We start from the raw sequence: 16,023 nt of genomic DNA on the forward strand, positions 1-16,023 counted from the left end.
AACGACCATTGAACCAGAAAGATACTCCTTCAACTTGCGACAATCAACTTGGTGTTTGTGGTCTAGATCCTGAACATCAAGAAATTAAACGTCATAAACCAATAGAATTGTATACTTTTATTGATCCGCTTTGTGCCGAATGTTGGGCTTTTGAACCAATGCTGAAGAAACTCCAAGTAGAATACGGTGACTATTTTCGAATTCGAACTCTCGTTGCAGGCCGTTTGCAAGCATGGAATGTTTGCAGATCAACAGCAAAAGGACTGACAGGTAAGAAACAAGAGATTGCTTCTAGTTGGGAAGCCATTGCTAGTAAGACCGGAATGTCCTGCGATGGAGATGTTCTACTTGAGAATGATTGGAATTCTCCTTATCTCTCTTCCTTAGCAATTAAAGCTGCTGAATTACAAGGCCCACAACTTGGAGCACGCTTTTTACGAAAACTGAGAGAAGCATTATTTCTTGAAAAACAAAACATTACAGAGCAGCACGTTCTAATAGACTGTGCTAGAAAAGCTGGATTAGACGTCGATGAATTCAAAAACGACTTATCGTCAGAAACCGCCGCAAGAACGCTACAACATGACATTCATACAACAAATGAAATGGAAGTTGAAATCGTTCCAACTTTTGTGTTCTTTAACGCTAACGTTGAAGATGATGGGATAAAAGTTTCCGGTAATTATCCATATAGTGTCTATGTACAAATACTTGAAGAAATGCTAGGTTTCAAACCTAAACCTAAAAAAGAAATTACTCTAGAAGATTTTATTAAACGCTTTGAACTAGTAGCTACAATTGAAGTATCCGTTGTATTAAACCTGACTGAAGAAGAAGCAGAGAGACAGTTAAAAGCTCTTGTCCTACAACAAAAAGTAGAAGCTGTTCCGGTGAAATATGGAGTTTTTTGGCGCTCACAGATTAATAAATAAAACGAGACACCTTCTAAACTGTAACAAATAGGCATAACATGTAGAAAATCACATGTTATAGGATTGTTAGGGGGTACTAGATTGAATCGTTATATTGTCATGGTCGGACTAATACTAACAATAGTTAGTTTCTATTTCTACATTTTATCATTGATGAATATATTTCCAATTTGGATTTCCGTACCTTTTTTATTCGGTTCTCTTTGTCTCACCCTTTCACCGCTTGCTGTTCAAAAGCGTTTTAAAGGATTTCGTTAAATTGTAAAAGGAAGAAGGTGAGCCCAAATATAGAGGCTCACCCTTTTTCATGTATCTAACTAATTCCCATTTTCGAGCAATTGCTCCATTTCGTTCAATGTTTGTTCAAATACTACTAACGCTTGCTCAATCGGTTTTGGTGACGTCATATCTACACCAGCCTGCTTTAAAACTTCAATAGGATAATCCGAACTACCAGCTTTCAAAAATGCTAAATAGCGATTAACAGCTGGCTCTCCTTCCTCAAGAACCTGCTTAGATAAAGCGGCCGCCGCACTATATCCAGTAGCATATTGAAACACATAGAAATTATAATAAAAATGTGGAATTCGCGCCCATTCTAATCCGATTTCTTCATCAATAACAAGATCATCTCCGAAGTACTTTACATTTAAATCATAGTAGGTTTTCGTTAATAGTTCTGGTGTCAACGCCTCTCCATTTGTTGCTTTCTCATGGATGAGTTGTTCAAATTCTGCAAACATCGTTTGACGAAAGACCGTTCCTCTAAAACCTTCTAAAAAGTGGTTCAAAAGATATAACTTCTCCTTAGGGTCCTGCGTATTTTTCACCATATAATCATTTAACAGTGCTTCATTGAGAGTTGAAGCAACTTCTGCAACAAAGATTGTATAATCACCATACACATATGGTTGATACTTTCTTGTGTAATAACTATGCATACTATGACCAAATTCGTGTGCTAATGTGAATAGATTATTCACATTATCTTGCCAATTCATTAAGATATATGGCATCGTTCCATACGCACCAGAAGAATATGCTCCGCTTCTTTTCCCTGCATTTTCTTCAACATCGACCCAACGCTTTTCAAACCCTTCTTTTAATGATGCAGTATACTCTTCCCCTAACGGCGCAACACCTTTTATCACAAGGTCTTTGGCCTTATCATACGGAATTTCCATTTTCACATCTTTAACAAGCGGTGTATATAAGTCATACATGTGTAATTCATCTACCCCTAACACCTTCTTACGTAAACGAACGTAACGATGAAGCAGATCTAATCGCTTATTAACCGTTTCAACTAGTTGATCATATACAACTTCAGGTATATGATTGGCACTAAGAGCAGCCTCTCGTGCTGATTTATACTTCCTTACTTTTGCATAGAAGAGATCTCTTTTTACTTGTCCGCTCAGTGTAGAGGCAAATGTGTTTTTGAATTTGTCATACGTATCGTAGACGGCTTTAAAAGCGTCTTTACGGACTTGACGATTTTCACTTTCTAATAATCGAATAAAGCGTCCGTGTGTAATTTCAACTTCTTCCTCATTTTCATCTATTATAGTAGGAAATTTCAGGTCGGCATTATTCAACATACCAAATGTATTACTTGGGCTATTCGTAACTTCACTTGCTTGAGCTAAAATGGCTTCTTCTTTTTCAGATAGCACATGTGCTCGTTGATTGTTTAATTCACGAAACATCTGGTTATAGACCTTTAACCCATTATGTTCATCTACAAAACGACTAATTTTAGCTTCATCAATTGACAACAATTCAGGAACAATAAAGGATGCCACCTCTGCTACTTGCGATGCCAAACTAGCTGCCCGATCATGTAAACCTTGATAATATGAATTTGTTGTATCTTGATCATAACGCATATGAGCATACGCATAGACTTTACCTAACTTTTCTGTTATTTCATTTTGTTTTTCTAAAGCAACAAACAGTGACACTGCCGAGTCTGCGAGTGTTCCTTTACAGGCTTCTAAGTAAGGAAGCTGTACTAAAATAGCTTTATATTCCTTTTCCCAATCCTCGTTTGATGAAAAAACCGCCTCTAAATCCCATGTTTTTTCCACAGGAATTTCTTCGCGTTTAAGTAATGATTTTGCCAATACTTCGCACCTCCAAATTACAATAAAGGATCATCCCTTTAGTATATATTCTCCTCTAAAGTACTTATTCCTCTAATGTAACCTTGATTGCTTCGAATGATGTTTTAATTTTAATGATTGGTCTTTCTCGATGGCTTTTTCAATTGAAGGAGATATCTCAATATTTCTTATACGTTGATATTCTCCCCTACTTTCAGGATCTTTCATTAAGAAACCAATTTGTACAAGAAATGAAAGATACCCGTCTATGGCCAGAGTCCAACTCCTTCCCTCCAGCATTTGCCTAAGAGGAAATATGTTATTGTGAATATGAGGAAATAGAGATTGGATCACAAGATTACGTGAAAATGGTTGGTGAATTGATTGTTGCAGGAGACATTCAAATAGCAAGTAAAGTTGCCAATAATGTGTTGGAGTTGAAATGAGGTAGTGGTAGTCAGTAGGCCATCCCGCTTCTAACGGAAAAAGACTTACAGGTACATTATACTTATATAATACATTTCTAATCATCTTTTCAGCTTTGACGGGATAAGGGGTTAAAAACTGATATCTCCAATGTTTTCTTATGACAAGCCATTGTTCAAACAGATTAAAGCTTCTTTGAGTATCTGGTTTTACAATGAAATCAACAGGAGTTTTAAGAAGGGGAATCTCTCGATATGAGGCTAAGCTTTTTATTGAGGTGTATGGGGTGATTTGATTAAGTCGAGCAAAGCAGTCGCGTTCAGGGCAGTAATAAATGAGTTGATGAAGTTGATTTGTACTCTTTTGGCACGAGAGCCATTCAAAGGATTTAATGGTGAACGTTTTGGGGCCATGACGCTTTACACGATTTCCTCCGAGAATCCAAATGGGAACAATCCCAATCTCTTGATATCCTCTTGTACGTTTTTCAAAAAGCGTCAGGTTAATGGGGGAACATTGAAATTCTATCGCATAAAGAATCTTGTTATAACGAAAGAGTAAGTCTGGCCGTTGGCGAATAATCGGAAGATAACATTCAAGTGCCACTTCAATGCCTTGATTTTGTAACCAATGATAAAGTCTTTTCTTTCCTTTAAGATGATACATACTTTCTCTTTCTAAGGACTCATCGCAGTTCACATTAGCCTTGTGAGCAAAATGCCATAACTTCTTCACCCCTAGTTTAAGTTGAACCAAAGAATTACAGACGGGACAATAAAACTTCCTTTTATTGCGTAGCTCCCTTAATTCATCGATTCGCCAATCATCAATCATAGAAATGATCGTACCATCTTCAAATTTTGCATTAAACAATGAATTACCACCTCCATATTCAATAGTAGTTAATTTACTTCGATTTTATCTAAGAAAATTCCTGCAACATTTAAATAAACATCATAAAAAGCTGTTGTCTTATTAACACAACAGCTTTCAATTATAATAATGGAGATAACAATCTAGATGTTGATTCAATAATTCGATGGAAGATAGAACGGTTTTTAAATAATTTATAATCGAGCTGATTGGAATGATTTAAATCATAGACAAAATCACTAACTAATTTTGTTACACTTTTTGTTCGATATAAATAAGCATTCACTTCAAAATTAAGGTGAAAGCTACGCATATCCATATTTGAGGTGCCAATCGAAGCAAGTTCATGGTCAACAATCATTAATTTACTATGCATAAACCCTCGATTGTATTCATACACCTTAACTCCTGTCTCCAACAGCTCAGGGAAGTACGATCGAGAAGCATGGAAAACAATGCGCTTATCTGGACGGTTGGGAACTAGTAACCGGACATCTATTCCACTAAGGGCTGCAATCTTTAATGCACTTAAAATGTCATCATCTGGTATGAAATAAGGACTTGCGATCCAAATCGATTTCTTGGCTGACGTAATCATCGAAAAAAACAACTTCTTATTAACTTCCCAGCGAGTATCAGGGCCGCTCGCAATCATTTGTACCCCACCATCTCCAGAAACGGTTGGTAGAGATGGAGAAAGATAAGTTGGACTTAATATTTTCTCTCCTGTTTGATAGAACCAATCTCGTAAAAAAATAAGTTGAAGTGTTCGTACAGCCTCTCCCCTAACGAACAAATGTGTATCTCGCCATTTTCCGAAATATGAATGCCTACCTAAATATTCATCTCCGATATTTAACCCACCAACAAAGCCAATTACTCCATCAATCACAATGATTTTTCTATGATTTCGATAATTAAGTTTATGATTTAAAAATGGAAGCCTTACCGGGGAAAATGGAACGACTTCAACCCCTGACATTCGTAAATCTTTAATGTACGCTTTTGATAACTTCCAACTCCCAACAGCATCATAAAGAAAGCGTACTTCTACACCAGCTTTTGCTCTTTCCATTAATATGTCTTTTATCTCTTTTCCGAGCTTATCGTCACGAACAATATAATATTCTAGATGAATATGATGTTTTGCTAGTCGAAGAGCTCGTAAAATATGAGTAAAGGTTTCTTTTCCATCTGTCAGTACCTTTGTTTCACTTGAAAAAGAAACGGGATTATTCCCTAATCGATGGGCTAATCGAAAAAGAAGTTGTTGATGTTCTCCCATACTATTAATTTGGTCCTCATTTAACTGTCTGTCCCCCTCAATCTTTTTAAACTCTTGTTCGTCTTGTATTGCTTTATTTGAAAAAGAACGATTTTTACGATGATTTTGACCAAATAACAAATAAAAAAAGAAGCCAAATAAAGGAAATGCAGCTAACACCAATAACCATGTTAATGTTTTAGTAGGATGACGATTTTCAAAAAATATGACAACAGCTATAAACACAACCGATAAAGAGAAAGCCACACTCAGCGCACCAACGACCCAGCCCTCCCAATGTCCTCTAGTCATATAAAGCAAAGCCAGTAATAAAGCCAAGAATACTATTACATTTAATTGATTTTTCATGTTCCTCTCCGTCCCCAAACTATCATTACGATACCATCAAAGCTTTTTGGATTTAAAAAAGGGGAATCGACCCAAAAGGATCTTCCCCTAAAATGTTAAAATCTTTCTTCATTTAGTTTATTTTGAGAAAGAAGTTCGAATGACAGGTAATGCATTCTCTTTAACGATTTCTTTACCGTATTCCATCATTCGATAAATTGATATATCTGACTCATAGCCGTATTCAAGCATTTGGCTAAGCATATCATCTTGTTCATCTTCGTTATAGCGTTCATCATTGAAGACTACATATAAATAGTACGTTCCTTCAAAATGATAAAGTTCATTATATAAATCATCTATAAAGAAATTATGACTAAGCGAGATAATATCCTCGAAATCTCTAAAGCCAATTACTATCTCAAGATGATCATTAGCAGGCTCTAATTCATCCTCTTCATTACCAGCCATTAAATCAATCAGATTAGTATCTCCTGAATCCCTATCTGAAACGGGTATTTCAAGCTTAACATTGCCATCAGAGACTTGACCTCTTGTAACGACAATTTCTAATCCTTTATCTAGTGCATGAATTTGAATCCAGAGTGGTCCTTCTAACTCAAACTCATCATCTCGATCATTTGCTTCGTTCATCATTTCGAAGAAGAGCTCTTCTCCACGCTCACGATTGTACCAAATTTCATCTCGATCAAAGCCTCTATCCTCAATATCTGTATACGTTATATAAAACTTAATGGTTGTATCATTTACGCGTTCAATATCCATTTTCGCTCTCCCTCCTACTCGTATTGGTTGCATGGATTAAATCTTGATGAGGCCTTTGTTCTAACCCCCTTCAAATCCTTAGTAAGGATAATGCTGCACACAGATAACTTCTTACATCATTAAATTCGTTATTCGTGCTCTAATTACCTTCCTGCATGATTGAATCTTGTGGGCAACCTTTTATTCCTCATCTAGCAAAGAATGCTTACTTCTATTTTATGATAAATCCTTTGAAATTGGAAATCTAAAAACCAGAATCGATCATATTTTTGAAAAAACATTGTTTCCAATCATATTTTCTTTTGATAGGCCATATTGTTTCTTAGTAGGGAGACAAGCCCTCTCACTCAAACTTACTAAGCTAAGATCATTGTATGAGTTCATATTGACCAATATGAAACAAATAATGTGGATACGCCAAAGGATGATGAAAAAACATGGATATGGATTTTCTACTTTCACTTTTAACGATTATTGGAATTGACATTGTATTAGGGGGAGACAATGCGATTGTAGTAGCTCTCGCTTGTAGAAATTTGCCTAAAGAAATACGGAATAAAGCAATTGTTCTCGGTATTGGCTTAGCACTTATTACACGAATGTGCTTAACGCTTGTAGCCGTTCAATTACTAGAAATCCCTTTCCTTTTAGCAATAAGTGGAGCCCTGCTGATTTATATCGCTTATAGTTTATTAACCGATCATGCAGATGATCGGAACATTGAAGGCGGAACGAATTTATGGAGTGCAATCAAAGCAATAATTATTGCAGACCTAGTTATGGGCTTTGACAATGTCATTGCCGTAGCCGGAGCTGCTCATGGAGACACTCTATTAGTAATGCTAGGTCTAATTATTTCAGTTCCTATCATTATTTGGGGAAGCAAATTAATTTTAAGAGCGTTTGATCGATTTCCGATTATCGTCTACTTTGGTGCAGGCATTCTTGCTTTCACTGCAAGCCGAATGATTACACATGAGGTAATGCTTGCTCCATTATTTAGCCAACATCCATTATTCACGTTTTTATTTAAAGTCATCATCATAGCTGGTGTCATTATAGCCGGTATAATCCGTGTTAAATGGGCAAAAGCACAATAAGAAGAAAACCCTTCTATTTTCTTAAATAGAAGGGTTTTCCAAATTAATTAACTAGTCGTTGAGCTTCTTGCAATTGGAAAGTACGTACTTTCCTAGGAAGAAAACGACGAATTTCTGCATCATTATAACCAACTTGTAGACGCTTTTCATCAAAGATAATTGGGCGACGAAGTAAGCCAGGGTTCTCACTAATAATCTTAAATAACGTTTGTAAAGGCAACGCCTCTAACTCAACCTCTAACTCTTGAAATACTTTAGAACGAGTTGAAATAATCTCATCTGTTCCATCCTCTGTCATTCTAACTACTTGTTTTACTTCTTCAACCGTCAATGGAGAAGCAAAAATATTTCGTTCCTCAAAAGGAATATTATGTTCTTCTAACCATGCCTTTGCTTTTCGGCATGATGTACAACTTGGTGATGTAAGCAATGTAACCATATAATCGGACCTCTCCTCTCAAGTTTGAGATCTTTATTGTCATTATCAAATATTTATCACATAGCCATTATACTTTCTTGTTTAACTTTTGTATATATATTATCGATAAATTATTATACATTTATTAAACGCTATACAAAATGTATACCCTCTATATGATTTTATAAACTTATTATAACAAGAAAATCTTTTCTAAACAAATATGTTTATTTAGTTCTTTTATAATAATTCTTCTTTTAGACTAATACTTGTCACATGAATGTCACACCTTCATAATGTGTATGAATCCCTCCATATCTTTTTACACACTTCTTAATAATTCAAATAGATTTTTACATTATTACGCAACTGACATCTTAAAGAACGACCAAGTGATAAGAAAAACATTAATTAAAAAAATGGTGACTGAAAGGGAATTCACCTTTACAGTCACCATTTATCACGATATTACTAAAGTATAACTTATGCAGTTGTTCTCTTTGATTGCGGCATCGGATTCCTTTTCGGTTTAAGACGCCATTTTCCGGCATTTTTCTTCAATAGATTTTTAAGCCAACCACGCTTTTTCTTACGCTGTAACGTCTTTCTCTTCATTCGAATCACCTCTTTATTGAACGATTCAGTTTAAAGACTCGCTTGATCTTTCTCAGCTTCATACGTTAGGACAACATCTACATCTTCATATGCCTCACCATATAATTCTTTGTCTTTATACGTATGAATATTTTCGTACGTATGCTTCATTTTTTCGTAAATACTCTTTTCTGTATCATCCGTTGGAGACCAAAAAAGAATTTCTAATTCATTTACCTCGTTTGTAGCAAGAGACCGCCTTTTATAACCTATTGATTCTGCGTGCTTAAATCCTTCTCTGGCATAAAAGCGCTGCCTTTTCTTTGTATCAGTATCTTCATAATCTACAGGTTCAACCTCAAGAATGATTGGCTTTCCCTTTTCCTTTAGTTCGTTAAGCAGCTTCTTTCCAAGCCCTTGCCCTCTTGCATCTTTCGAAACAAATAGATAATCAACAAAAACGAAATCATCTGTTTCTACATACATCATAACATGATTAGGGCCTTCATCTTTATGGTAAATATCGGCCTTTTCCTTTAACAGTAGATCCATATGCTCTTTTGATTTCATCTCTTCTATCGGAAAGTATTTATTTAGCTTTTCATACCAGTTCATTATTCGACCTCCGTCTACTCATGATACTTATAGTATATTCATCTTTTAAAAAAGCATAAACTCCCTTATTTTATCATTTAACAGGAAGATTCTGCTTTTGCCGTAACTTCTATAGTTTATGCATCTGTGACATACAATTACACGGCATTCCTCCTTAACCTGTCACAATTGATTCTTAACACGTAGCCCATGATCGTTTGCCAAACAAAAAGATGACAATAAGGAATTACCTTAAAGCCATCTATTGAGTACTCATGGTTTATAATTAACACCTTCTGTATATTGATTAGAAGCGTTCCAAAGCAGGAACTCATTTATTCCTTCTTCCTGCAACGCTTTAATTTGGGCTTCAACCTCTTTTTTTCCATACTGTTTATAGTTTCCTGTACCCAACCATGTTGCTGTAAAATCCTGAATCCAGGGTCTGGAAGTAGGACGATTCTCTATATTATTTAATACCTTATTTTCAACTTCTGCATAAGCTTTTGTCAGTTCATAAGGGTATAAATCAGGTTTATCAATGCCAAAATAAGGTGTCCAATGACTTGGATAAATCATGGAAGAGATTACATCGACATGACTTGAGATTTTAGCAAAGTTTTGTCCAATCCCTGGTGCTTCTTCAATTGTTGCTGCATATCCGAATATATCGACAGAAACATCCACTCCATAAGGAGCTAACTGTTCTTTTGCATAAGCAACAAAATCTGATACAGCAGCCACTCGTCTTTCTACATTATTCTCACCGTCTTTATACGTGCCTACTTCATATTCCAACATTTCATCTCGACGCTCAAAACCTTCGGGAAAGCGTACATAATCAAATTGAATTTCTTTAAAACCTAGCTTGGCTGCTTTTTCAGCAATCTGAATGTTGTAATCCCAAACTTCTTTTAAAAAGGGATTAACGAAAGCTTCACCTCTATTATTTTTCCAAACATCACCATTTTCTTTGAATGATAACTCTGGTCTTTTGTTAGCGAGGACTGAATCTTTGAAGACAACGATCCGCGCAATTGGGTATACTTGATTTTCTTCTAGAGTTTTCATTAATTGGTTCGGATCAGTAATGTAGTTCTTAGAAACGTCTTTAAACTGTGAGCTTTCTTCAGGAAGATAAGTTAAATACCCATGATCATCTTTTATGTCAATAACCATAGAATTCAGCTCACTTGAGTTAATTAAATCTAAGAGGGTCTGAAATCTTTGCCCGCCAGCAGTATTTCCAGTGACATAAATCCCTCGCACCCCGTCTTCAGGATAGTCAAATGTGTAACCTGATTGAAAAGCGAATCTTGTTGCTTCATCGGGAATGCTAAAAGGCGTCTTCTTCCCAAACTTAAACTGATGTTCTCTTGCAACGTTTGACTCTGTCTGCTCTGCTTGTGCAGAAAAAGGCCCGACTAAGCCAAGAATGCAAAGCATGAGCACAAATACCACCTTTCGCATAAAACCACACCTTTTTATTTGGTTTTGTGTTCACATCATTATTTTATGTATTAATCCTCATCTTTAGCATCCCAATCTTCAGGAATCGGTTCCTCTGTTTCCAGTGCTAGCTGTTTTCTTTTTATGTCTAGTTGTTCCTTATGCCAAATGAATTGATCTTTGTTGACTAAGTACTGTTTGCCATCATGGACAGCTTTTATATGACCTACCTGAATTTGCCTTATTAAGTACTCTTCTGCCAACTCTAAAAACTCTGCTAACTCTTTGACATTCACATACATTAATTTCCCTCCTTTTTTAACATTACTCTTGTTCAGAAAGTGACAATTTCAAGTAAAGAAGCTGACATAAATAGAGACTATCCCCTATATGTCAGCTCTAATCGGCCAAACAAGTAATCACTTACGAAATTGGCAAAATATATAATAGTACTAAGAAGAAGTGAAAGATCGTTCCAGCTAGAACAAATAAATGCCAAATGGCATGATGGTATTTAAAGCCACGCCACACATAAAAAACAGTACCAACGGTGTAACAAATTCCTCCAATGAATAATAAGGCAATTCCACTAGTTGGTAAGATTTGAACAATCGGTTTGATTGCAAAAATGGCAAGCCAACCCATTACGATATAAAAAATCGTTGAAAGAAAAAGAAACTTTTTCACATAGAAAACCTTAAAGATAATCCCGACTGTTGCAATCGCCCACACAATTCCAAATAACGTCCAGCCTAAGGCTCCTTGAACGACAATAAATAATAGCGGAGTATACGTTCCAGCAATAAATAAATAGATCGACGAATGATCAAATATCTCGAATAAATCTTTTGCTTTCCCCGCAGGTAATGCGTGAACCATCGTTGATGAAAAATACAGTAATAACATCGTCACTCCATAAATGGTAAAGCTTACTATATGCCATACCGATCCATACAAACTTGAAAAAACGACAAGTAAGACTAATGCAGCAATACTTAATAAAGCACCTATGCCATGGGTAATGGCATTAGCTATTTCTTCACCTTTAGAAAAAGTGTGTGTTGTTGCCATGTTAGAGACTCCCTTCTCCACTAAAAAACTTGCTCATTCATTATACACCTAATTTGAACAAATTTTCCACTCTAGCACATTTATTATATCTTGCACCAATAACAAAAAATCTATATAATAGATAAAATACACTTTTTAGAAGTCAAATTATTTGACAACTTAGATAAGGAGGAATGTCACATGAGACATGTTACGTTAGTGCAGTTATTTGATCACCCTATTACTCAAAAATATGTAAAACGTTCAGGGATGGCCCATGCAGTTGCTTGTGCTTATCATGCCTTTCGACTATCTCAAAAGTACGAAGTAGATCCAGACCTTGCTACGAAAGCTGCATTCCTTCATGATATTGGGCACTATACTTGGTACCGAGATGGGAAGTGGGACTATGCCTTATACAAAGAAAACGATATACATGCGATCAAAGGATCTGAGCGAGCGCACAAATTATTAATACGGCTGGGAGAGCACCCACGTACTGCAAAAGAAATTGCATTAGCTATCCTTTTACACACCGACTCCTATTTACCGGATGGCTATTTAAAATTAAATCCACTCCAGCATGTTGTTGCAATGGCAGATTCGTTAGATGAAGAACCTGGTGGAGAACATCACTATCGAAAGATATCAGACGAGCGTGCAAGAAAAATGCTAATTCGTCTAGATGATCAAATTAACAGTATTATGAATCCAGAAGAAATGAAACGATCAATATAATTAAGAGCCCCGTGAATTTCTCAATTCATTCATGGGGACAATTAAAAATAGATTGACGTTCCTTAGATACCATGCTACATTTATTTCACAAGAAAATACCCTAAAAAGGGGAGTAGCGACCTTTTTGGTCAATGAGTCGTCATGACAGTGATTTACGATCACTCGGTTCATTGAGCTTTAAGTAGTATTTCTTTTACTTAAAGTACGCAAGACCTTTTTATGAGAGTCTTTATTTTGGGGAAGACTCTCATAAAAGGGTCTTTTTTTGTCATTTTTTTCTTAGGGGGAATTATTTTATGGTTTTTTTAGGCTTTATCTTTGCAGCCATCCTAACCGTAATCGCTGCAATTAAATTATCTACATATGCCGACACAATCGGGGAAAAAACTTCCCTTGGCGGCATGCTAGTAGGAACACTATTACTCGCTGGTGCAACGTCTTTACCGGAAGTGACAACAAGTGTTTCTGCCATTGTCCTTGATAGTCCTGACATAGCCGTCGGTAATGTGTTCGGGAGTAACATGTTTAATTTATTAATCATCGCAAGCTTTGATTTATATTTTAGAAAGCAACAGATCTTCCAATATGCAGAGAGATCTCACCTATACACTGCAAGTCTTGGATTAATACTTGCAATTGTTGCTCTCCTTGCTTTATCACTTAGAATTGATTATTCCTTCATGGGTATTGGGATTGATGTTTGGATTCTAATGTCAATCTATGTGGGTGGAATGTGGTATGTGTCATATTTAACGAAGAAAAATCCTCAAGAACCTGTAGTCGAACCAGAAGAATACAACATGTCTGCTATTTCACTCAGACGTGCTATTATCGGCTTTATTGTTGCAGCGTTAGTTATTATGGGTGCCGGAACACTCCTAACCATTACAGGAGATCAGATAGCCGTCATCACAGGTTTAGGGGCAAGTTTTGTTGGAAGCTTTCTCATTGCCGCGACGACTTCGTTACCAGAAGCAGTTGCCGTGTTAGTTGCGCTTCAACTTCGTAATTACAACCTTGCGATCGGGTCAATTTTAGGAAGTAATCTTTTTAACATTTTAATTCTTGGAGCTTCTGACATTTTCTATCAAAAAGGATCGATCATTTCTGCTGTATCTAATGTTCATCAAATTACAGCTGCTGCTGTTGGCATTTTATCCGTTGTCATTCTTTACTCACTTATTCGTAAGCCAAGAGAATCAACATTTCGCTATGCCATTCCATCATTAATACTAGTTATTTTATACTTTATTTCGTCCTATTTAATCTTTATCCAATAATAAAAGAAACACCACCGAGGCTTATCGGTGGTGTTTCTTTAACGCTAATCGCGGAAAATGACTAAATCTTCCATCAGGTCAAATGTTAGTATGCCATTAATCCGCTGTATAATGACGCCTTGTTCATCGATGACAACCGTTGTGGGTATTCCAATTAATTGATACTTTTTCATTACCTCTCCTTTATCATCTAGTAAAGGGTCAAAGCTTGCATGAAAATGTTGAAGAAATGGCCGTAATTCTTCCTTACTTGTTTCTTGACTCGTCATGTTAACCGCTAAAAGAACTCCTCCCCTTTCCTTTAATTTCTTGTCCATTTCTACAATCACAGGCATTTCTTCTTGACAAGGAGCACACCAAGTTGCGAAAAAATTAATAACAACAGGCTTACCGATATAATCATCCAATGAAACTTGTTTTCCATTTAATGTCGTTAGCTCAATCGGTAACGCTTCTTGACCTACTTGAACACCTTTTTGCACGGAAGCTGCAACTGCCTCTTCAACTTTCTGATATAAACTTTCAGATTGGCTATACATAAAACCAACGCTACATAAGAGGATAATAAGAATACTCCGATAAAACGCTTGCTTCTTTTTCATACACACGCCTCTTTTCACTCTCATTTCTAAAATGTCTGTTATACTAACGTATGTCCAAATAAGAAAATTAATGCGAAATGAGGAAGATTGCTTTGACTAAGATTCAACTTTTTCAATTAGTAGCTATTTTAGCACTCGTTATTTTTGTGATTTATTCTTACCAAGCAGAGGCAACCGTTACTTGGCTTTTTTATTTAATCGCAGTTATTAATATTGTCCTTTGGATTTTGAGAATGAATGAGAGGAGGAAGAACTAAAGAGAAAGAAACATTTTTTATACAACGTACCGCATGAAAAGTCTTCGTACTGTACATATTATCTTTACAACCATTTCTACATAAGGAGGTAATATGTATGAATAATTTGGTTACAACAATGCAAGCCTATTTAAGTCAATTTGTTAAACTCCTCTTTATTTTAGAGTATGAAGACCTTCATAAAGAACAACCCATAAATAAACGCTCTACAAAAATGTCAACTTCCATTCATAAAACGTAAACATAAAAAATCTGACCCTCTATTTATAAATGGTCAGATTTCTTTCATTCATTATGATAGAACATGTAGGGCATTCTTATTTACCGTAACGGCTGTGGGTGTTTGACCCATGATTTCTCCATCTGCCGTTACATATAAAGGTTCATTTGTCTCTACTTCAATTGACTCTACTTGTAAATACTCTACCCCACTCATGTCCACATGTTTACCCTTAAAGACTGCAGCCAGTAGAAAAAGCAATCGCCATTTAGGAAGACTATGAATAATACAAATATCAAGTTTCCCATCATCACTCGTAGCTTGAGGACATATTTTCATTCCTCCACCATAATAAGGGTGGTTAGCAATTGCGATTAGCCATACTTTTTCGATAATACGCTCTTCTTGATTTAGCATAAGTTTCGTATAAGTAGGCTTATAACATATTAATACTTTAAATATTATGATTAAGTAAGCTAGCCCGCCTAACCACTTTTTTAATTTTAATTCATTCGCTTCTTTCGCTACTTTTCCATCGAAACCAATCCCCACAACGGTCATACAATGCTTATCTCCCACTTTCAATAAATCTATTTTTTGATGCTCCTTTTTCAATATCTTATCAATTTCCTGCTCATAATTTTTCGTTATCCCTCTTGCACGAGCAAAATCATTTCCAGAACCTGTAGGGAGTACAGTAAAGGGAACTTTCATTCCAAGCAAATGGTTAATAATCTCATGAATGGTCCCATCTCCCCCAAGCGCAATCACTCCATCTACTGTTTCATTTGACTGTCTCAAATCTGTAATAAACTCATATAATTCAATTTTATTCTCAGAAAGCACTACCGAATACTCAACTTCTTTTCTTTGTAGTATTTTTTCAATCTCACTCCATACCTTGACTGAACGACCATTCCCTGATGTCTTGTTTACAATAAAATAATACATTGTAAACACCCCCTTTTTGCACGTATTTTGCCCACT

The 16,023-nt window shown here is 36.0% G+C and carries 19 protein-coding genes; 7 read left to right on the forward strand and 12 right to left on the reverse strand.

Annotated features, from left to right (window positions below; all coding sequences use genetic code 11):
• Positions 1-8 precede the first annotated feature (8 nt).
• The gene (locus tag BkAM31D_RS15905) at positions 9-932 is read left to right on the forward strand and encodes a ClpXP adapter SpxH family protein (protein ID WP_066152749.1); all 924 of its coding nucleotides are present in this window, start codon (positions 9-11) and stop codon (positions 930-932) included.
• 81 nt (positions 933-1,013) lie between these two features.
• Positions 1,014-1,190 carry a hypothetical protein gene (locus BkAM31D_RS23650; protein WP_157076784.1) on the forward strand — a complete coding sequence of 59 codons (177 nt, stop codon included), beginning with the start codon at positions 1,014-1,016 and terminating at the stop codon, positions 1,188-1,190.
• A 59-nt stretch (positions 1,191-1,249) separates the two neighbouring features.
• On the opposite strand, the gene pepF is transcribed toward BkAM31D_RS23650, so the two are convergent.
• From pepF to mecA, 4 genes are all read right to left on the reverse strand, one after another.
• A complete protein-coding gene (pepF, locus tag BkAM31D_RS15910) occupies positions 1,250-3,058 on the reverse strand; it encodes an oligoendopeptidase F (RefSeq protein WP_066152752.1) in 1,809 nt (602 codons plus the stop codon).
• Between the two features lie 72 nt (positions 3,059-3,130).
• Positions 3,131-4,336: a competence protein CoiA gene (locus BkAM31D_RS15915; RefSeq protein ID WP_066152754.1), complete on the reverse strand. Its 1,206-nt coding sequence runs from the start codon at positions 4,334-4,336 to the stop codon at positions 3,131-3,133.
• A gap of 121 nt (positions 4,337-4,457) precedes the next feature.
• The gene (gene cls / locus BkAM31D_RS15920) at positions 4,458-5,969 is read right to left on the reverse strand and encodes a cardiolipin synthase (protein ID WP_066152757.1); all 1,512 of its coding nucleotides are present in this window, start codon (positions 5,967-5,969) and stop codon (positions 4,458-4,460) included.
• Between the two features lie 117 nt (positions 5,970-6,086).
• The gene (mecA, locus tag BkAM31D_RS15925; protein ID WP_066152760.1) at positions 6,087-6,734 is read right to left on the reverse strand and encodes an adaptor protein MecA; all 648 of its coding nucleotides are present in this window, start codon (positions 6,732-6,734) and stop codon (positions 6,087-6,089) included.
• A gap of 437 nt (positions 6,735-7,171) precedes the next feature.
• Here mecA and BkAM31D_RS15930 point away from each other — a divergent pair, with 437 nt between their 5' ends.
• Entirely contained in the window at positions 7,172-7,834 is a 663-nt protein-coding gene (locus BkAM31D_RS15930; protein WP_066152766.1) for a TerC family protein, read from the forward strand.
• A 43-nt stretch (positions 7,835-7,877) separates the two neighbouring features.
• On the opposite strand, the gene spxA is transcribed toward BkAM31D_RS15930, so the two are convergent.
• The 6 genes from spxA to trhA form a co-directional block, all read right to left on the reverse strand.
• Positions 7,878-8,273 carry a transcriptional regulator SpxA gene (spxA, locus tag BkAM31D_RS15935; RefSeq protein ID WP_066152770.1) on the reverse strand — a complete coding sequence of 132 codons (396 nt, stop codon included), beginning with the start codon at positions 8,271-8,273 and terminating at the stop codon, positions 7,878-7,880.
• Positions 8,274-8,735: 462 nt separating this feature from the next.
• Positions 8,736-8,867 carry a hypothetical protein gene (locus BkAM31D_RS24470; RefSeq protein ID WP_257391581.1) on the reverse strand — a complete coding sequence of 44 codons (132 nt, stop codon included), beginning with the start codon at positions 8,865-8,867 and terminating at the stop codon, positions 8,736-8,738.
• A 30-nt stretch (positions 8,868-8,897) separates the two neighbouring features.
• Positions 8,898-9,461 carry a GNAT family N-acetyltransferase gene (locus BkAM31D_RS15940; protein ID WP_066152774.1) on the reverse strand — a complete coding sequence of 188 codons (564 nt, stop codon included), beginning with the start codon at positions 9,459-9,461 and terminating at the stop codon, positions 8,898-8,900.
• Positions 9,462-9,713: 252 nt separating this feature from the next.
• Positions 9,714-10,910: a putative glycoside hydrolase gene (locus BkAM31D_RS15945; protein WP_066152776.1), complete on the reverse strand. Its 1,197-nt coding sequence runs from the start codon at positions 10,908-10,910 to the stop codon at positions 9,714-9,716.
• Between the two features lie 50 nt (positions 10,911-10,960).
• Positions 10,961-11,191: a MerR family transcriptional regulator gene (locus BkAM31D_RS15950; protein WP_066152779.1), complete on the reverse strand. Its 231-nt coding sequence runs from the start codon at positions 11,189-11,191 to the stop codon at positions 10,961-10,963.
• A gap of 121 nt (positions 11,192-11,312) precedes the next feature.
• Positions 11,313-11,960, reverse strand: coding sequence for a PAQR family membrane homeostasis protein TrhA (gene trhA / locus BkAM31D_RS15955; RefSeq protein ID WP_066152782.1), 648 nt, complete (start codon positions 11,958-11,960; stop codon positions 11,313-11,315).
• Between the two features lie 180 nt (positions 11,961-12,140).
• Between trhA and BkAM31D_RS15960 the strand changes: the two genes are divergently transcribed.
• Together BkAM31D_RS15960 and BkAM31D_RS15965 are read left to right on the forward strand one after the other, a co-directional pair.
• On the forward strand, positions 12,141-12,677 hold the full coding sequence (locus BkAM31D_RS15960) for an HD domain-containing protein (RefSeq protein WP_066152787.1): 537 nt from the start codon (positions 12,141-12,143) through the stop codon (positions 12,675-12,677).
• A 296-nt stretch (positions 12,678-12,973) separates the two neighbouring features.
• Entirely contained in the window at positions 12,974-13,957 is a 984-nt protein-coding gene (locus BkAM31D_RS15965; protein ID WP_066152790.1) for a sodium:calcium antiporter, read from the forward strand.
• 44 nt (positions 13,958-14,001) lie between these two features.
• Here the strand turns inward: BkAM31D_RS15965 and BkAM31D_RS15970 are convergent, their stop codons facing one another.
• Positions 14,002-14,559 carry a TlpA disulfide reductase family protein gene (locus BkAM31D_RS15970; RefSeq protein ID WP_066152794.1) on the reverse strand — a complete coding sequence of 186 codons (558 nt, stop codon included), beginning with the start codon at positions 14,557-14,559 and terminating at the stop codon, positions 14,002-14,004.
• Between the two features lie 92 nt (positions 14,560-14,651).
• Between BkAM31D_RS15970 and BkAM31D_RS23975 the strand changes: the two genes are divergently transcribed.
• Complete coding sequence (locus BkAM31D_RS23975; protein ID WP_169801100.1) at positions 14,652-14,816, forward strand: hypothetical protein; 165 nt, start codon at positions 14,652-14,654, stop codon at positions 14,814-14,816.
• A gap of 97 nt (positions 14,817-14,913) precedes the next feature.
• The gene (locus BkAM31D_RS23655; RefSeq protein ID WP_157076785.1) at positions 14,914-15,057 is read left to right on the forward strand and encodes a hypothetical protein; all 144 of its coding nucleotides are present in this window, start codon (positions 14,914-14,916) and stop codon (positions 15,055-15,057) included.
• 51 nt (positions 15,058-15,108) lie between these two features.
• Here BkAM31D_RS23655 and BkAM31D_RS15975 read toward each other — a convergent pair whose 3' ends face one another.
• The gene (locus tag BkAM31D_RS15975) at positions 15,109-15,987 is read right to left on the reverse strand and encodes a diacylglycerol/lipid kinase family protein (RefSeq protein ID WP_066152797.1); all 879 of its coding nucleotides are present in this window, start codon (positions 15,985-15,987) and stop codon (positions 15,109-15,111) included.
• Positions 15,988-16,023 lie beyond the last annotated feature (36 nt).

Origin of the sequence: Halalkalibacter krulwichiae, from assembly GCF_002109385.1 — a bacterium.
GTDB classification, from domain to species: domain Bacteria; phylum Bacillota; class Bacilli; order Bacillales; family Bacillaceae_D; genus Halalkalibacter; species Halalkalibacter krulwichiae.

What these genes read in the sequence shown, in the direction of transcription:
- cls (WP_066152757.1), bottom strand. Translation starts at nt 5,969, where the DNA reads ATGAAAAATCAATTAAATGTAATAGTATTCTTGGCTTTATTACTGGCT.
- mecA (WP_066152760.1), bottom strand. Translation starts at nt 6,734, where the DNA reads ATGGATATTGAACGCGTAAATGATACAACCATTAAGTTTTATATAACG.
- BkAM31D_RS15930 (WP_066152766.1), top strand. Translation starts at nt 7,172, where the DNA reads ATGGATATGGATTTTCTACTTTCACTTTTAACGATTATTGGAATTGAC.
- spxA (WP_066152770.1), bottom strand. Translation starts at nt 8,273, where the DNA reads ATGGTTACATTGCTTACATCACCAAGTTGTACATCATGCCGAAAAGCA.
- BkAM31D_RS24470 (WP_257391581.1), bottom strand. Translation starts at nt 8,867, where the DNA reads ATGAAGAGAAAGACGTTACAGCGTAAGAAAAAGCGTGGTTGGCTTAAA.
- BkAM31D_RS15940 (WP_066152774.1), bottom strand. Translation starts at nt 9,461, where the DNA reads ATGAACTGGTATGAAAAGCTAAATAAATACTTTCCGATAGAAGAGATG.
- BkAM31D_RS15945 (WP_066152776.1), bottom strand. Translation starts at nt 10,910, where the DNA reads ATGCGAAAGGTGGTATTTGTGCTCATGCTTTGCATTCTTGGCTTAGTC.
- BkAM31D_RS15950 (WP_066152779.1), bottom strand. Translation starts at nt 11,191, where the DNA reads ATGTATGTGAATGTCAAAGAGTTAGCAGAGTTTTTAGAGTTGGCAGAA.
- trhA (WP_066152782.1), bottom strand. Translation starts at nt 11,960, where the DNA reads ATGGCAACAACACACACTTTTTCTAAAGGTGAAGAAATAGCTAATGCC.
- BkAM31D_RS15960 (WP_066152787.1), top strand. Translation starts at nt 12,141, where the DNA reads ATGAGACATGTTACGTTAGTGCAGTTATTTGATCACCCTATTACTCAA.
- BkAM31D_RS15965 (WP_066152790.1), top strand. Translation starts at nt 12,974, where the DNA reads ATGGTTTTTTTAGGCTTTATCTTTGCAGCCATCCTAACCGTAATCGCT.
- BkAM31D_RS15970 (WP_066152794.1), bottom strand. Translation starts at nt 14,559, where the DNA reads ATGAAAAAGAAGCAAGCGTTTTATCGGAGTATTCTTATTATCCTCTTA.
- BkAM31D_RS23655 (WP_157076785.1), top strand. Translation starts at nt 14,914, where the DNA reads ATGAATAATTTGGTTACAACAATGCAAGCCTATTTAAGTCAATTTGTT.
- BkAM31D_RS15975 (WP_066152797.1), bottom strand. Translation starts at nt 15,987, where the DNA reads ATGTATTATTTTATTGTAAACAAGACATCAGGGAATGGTCGTTCAGTC.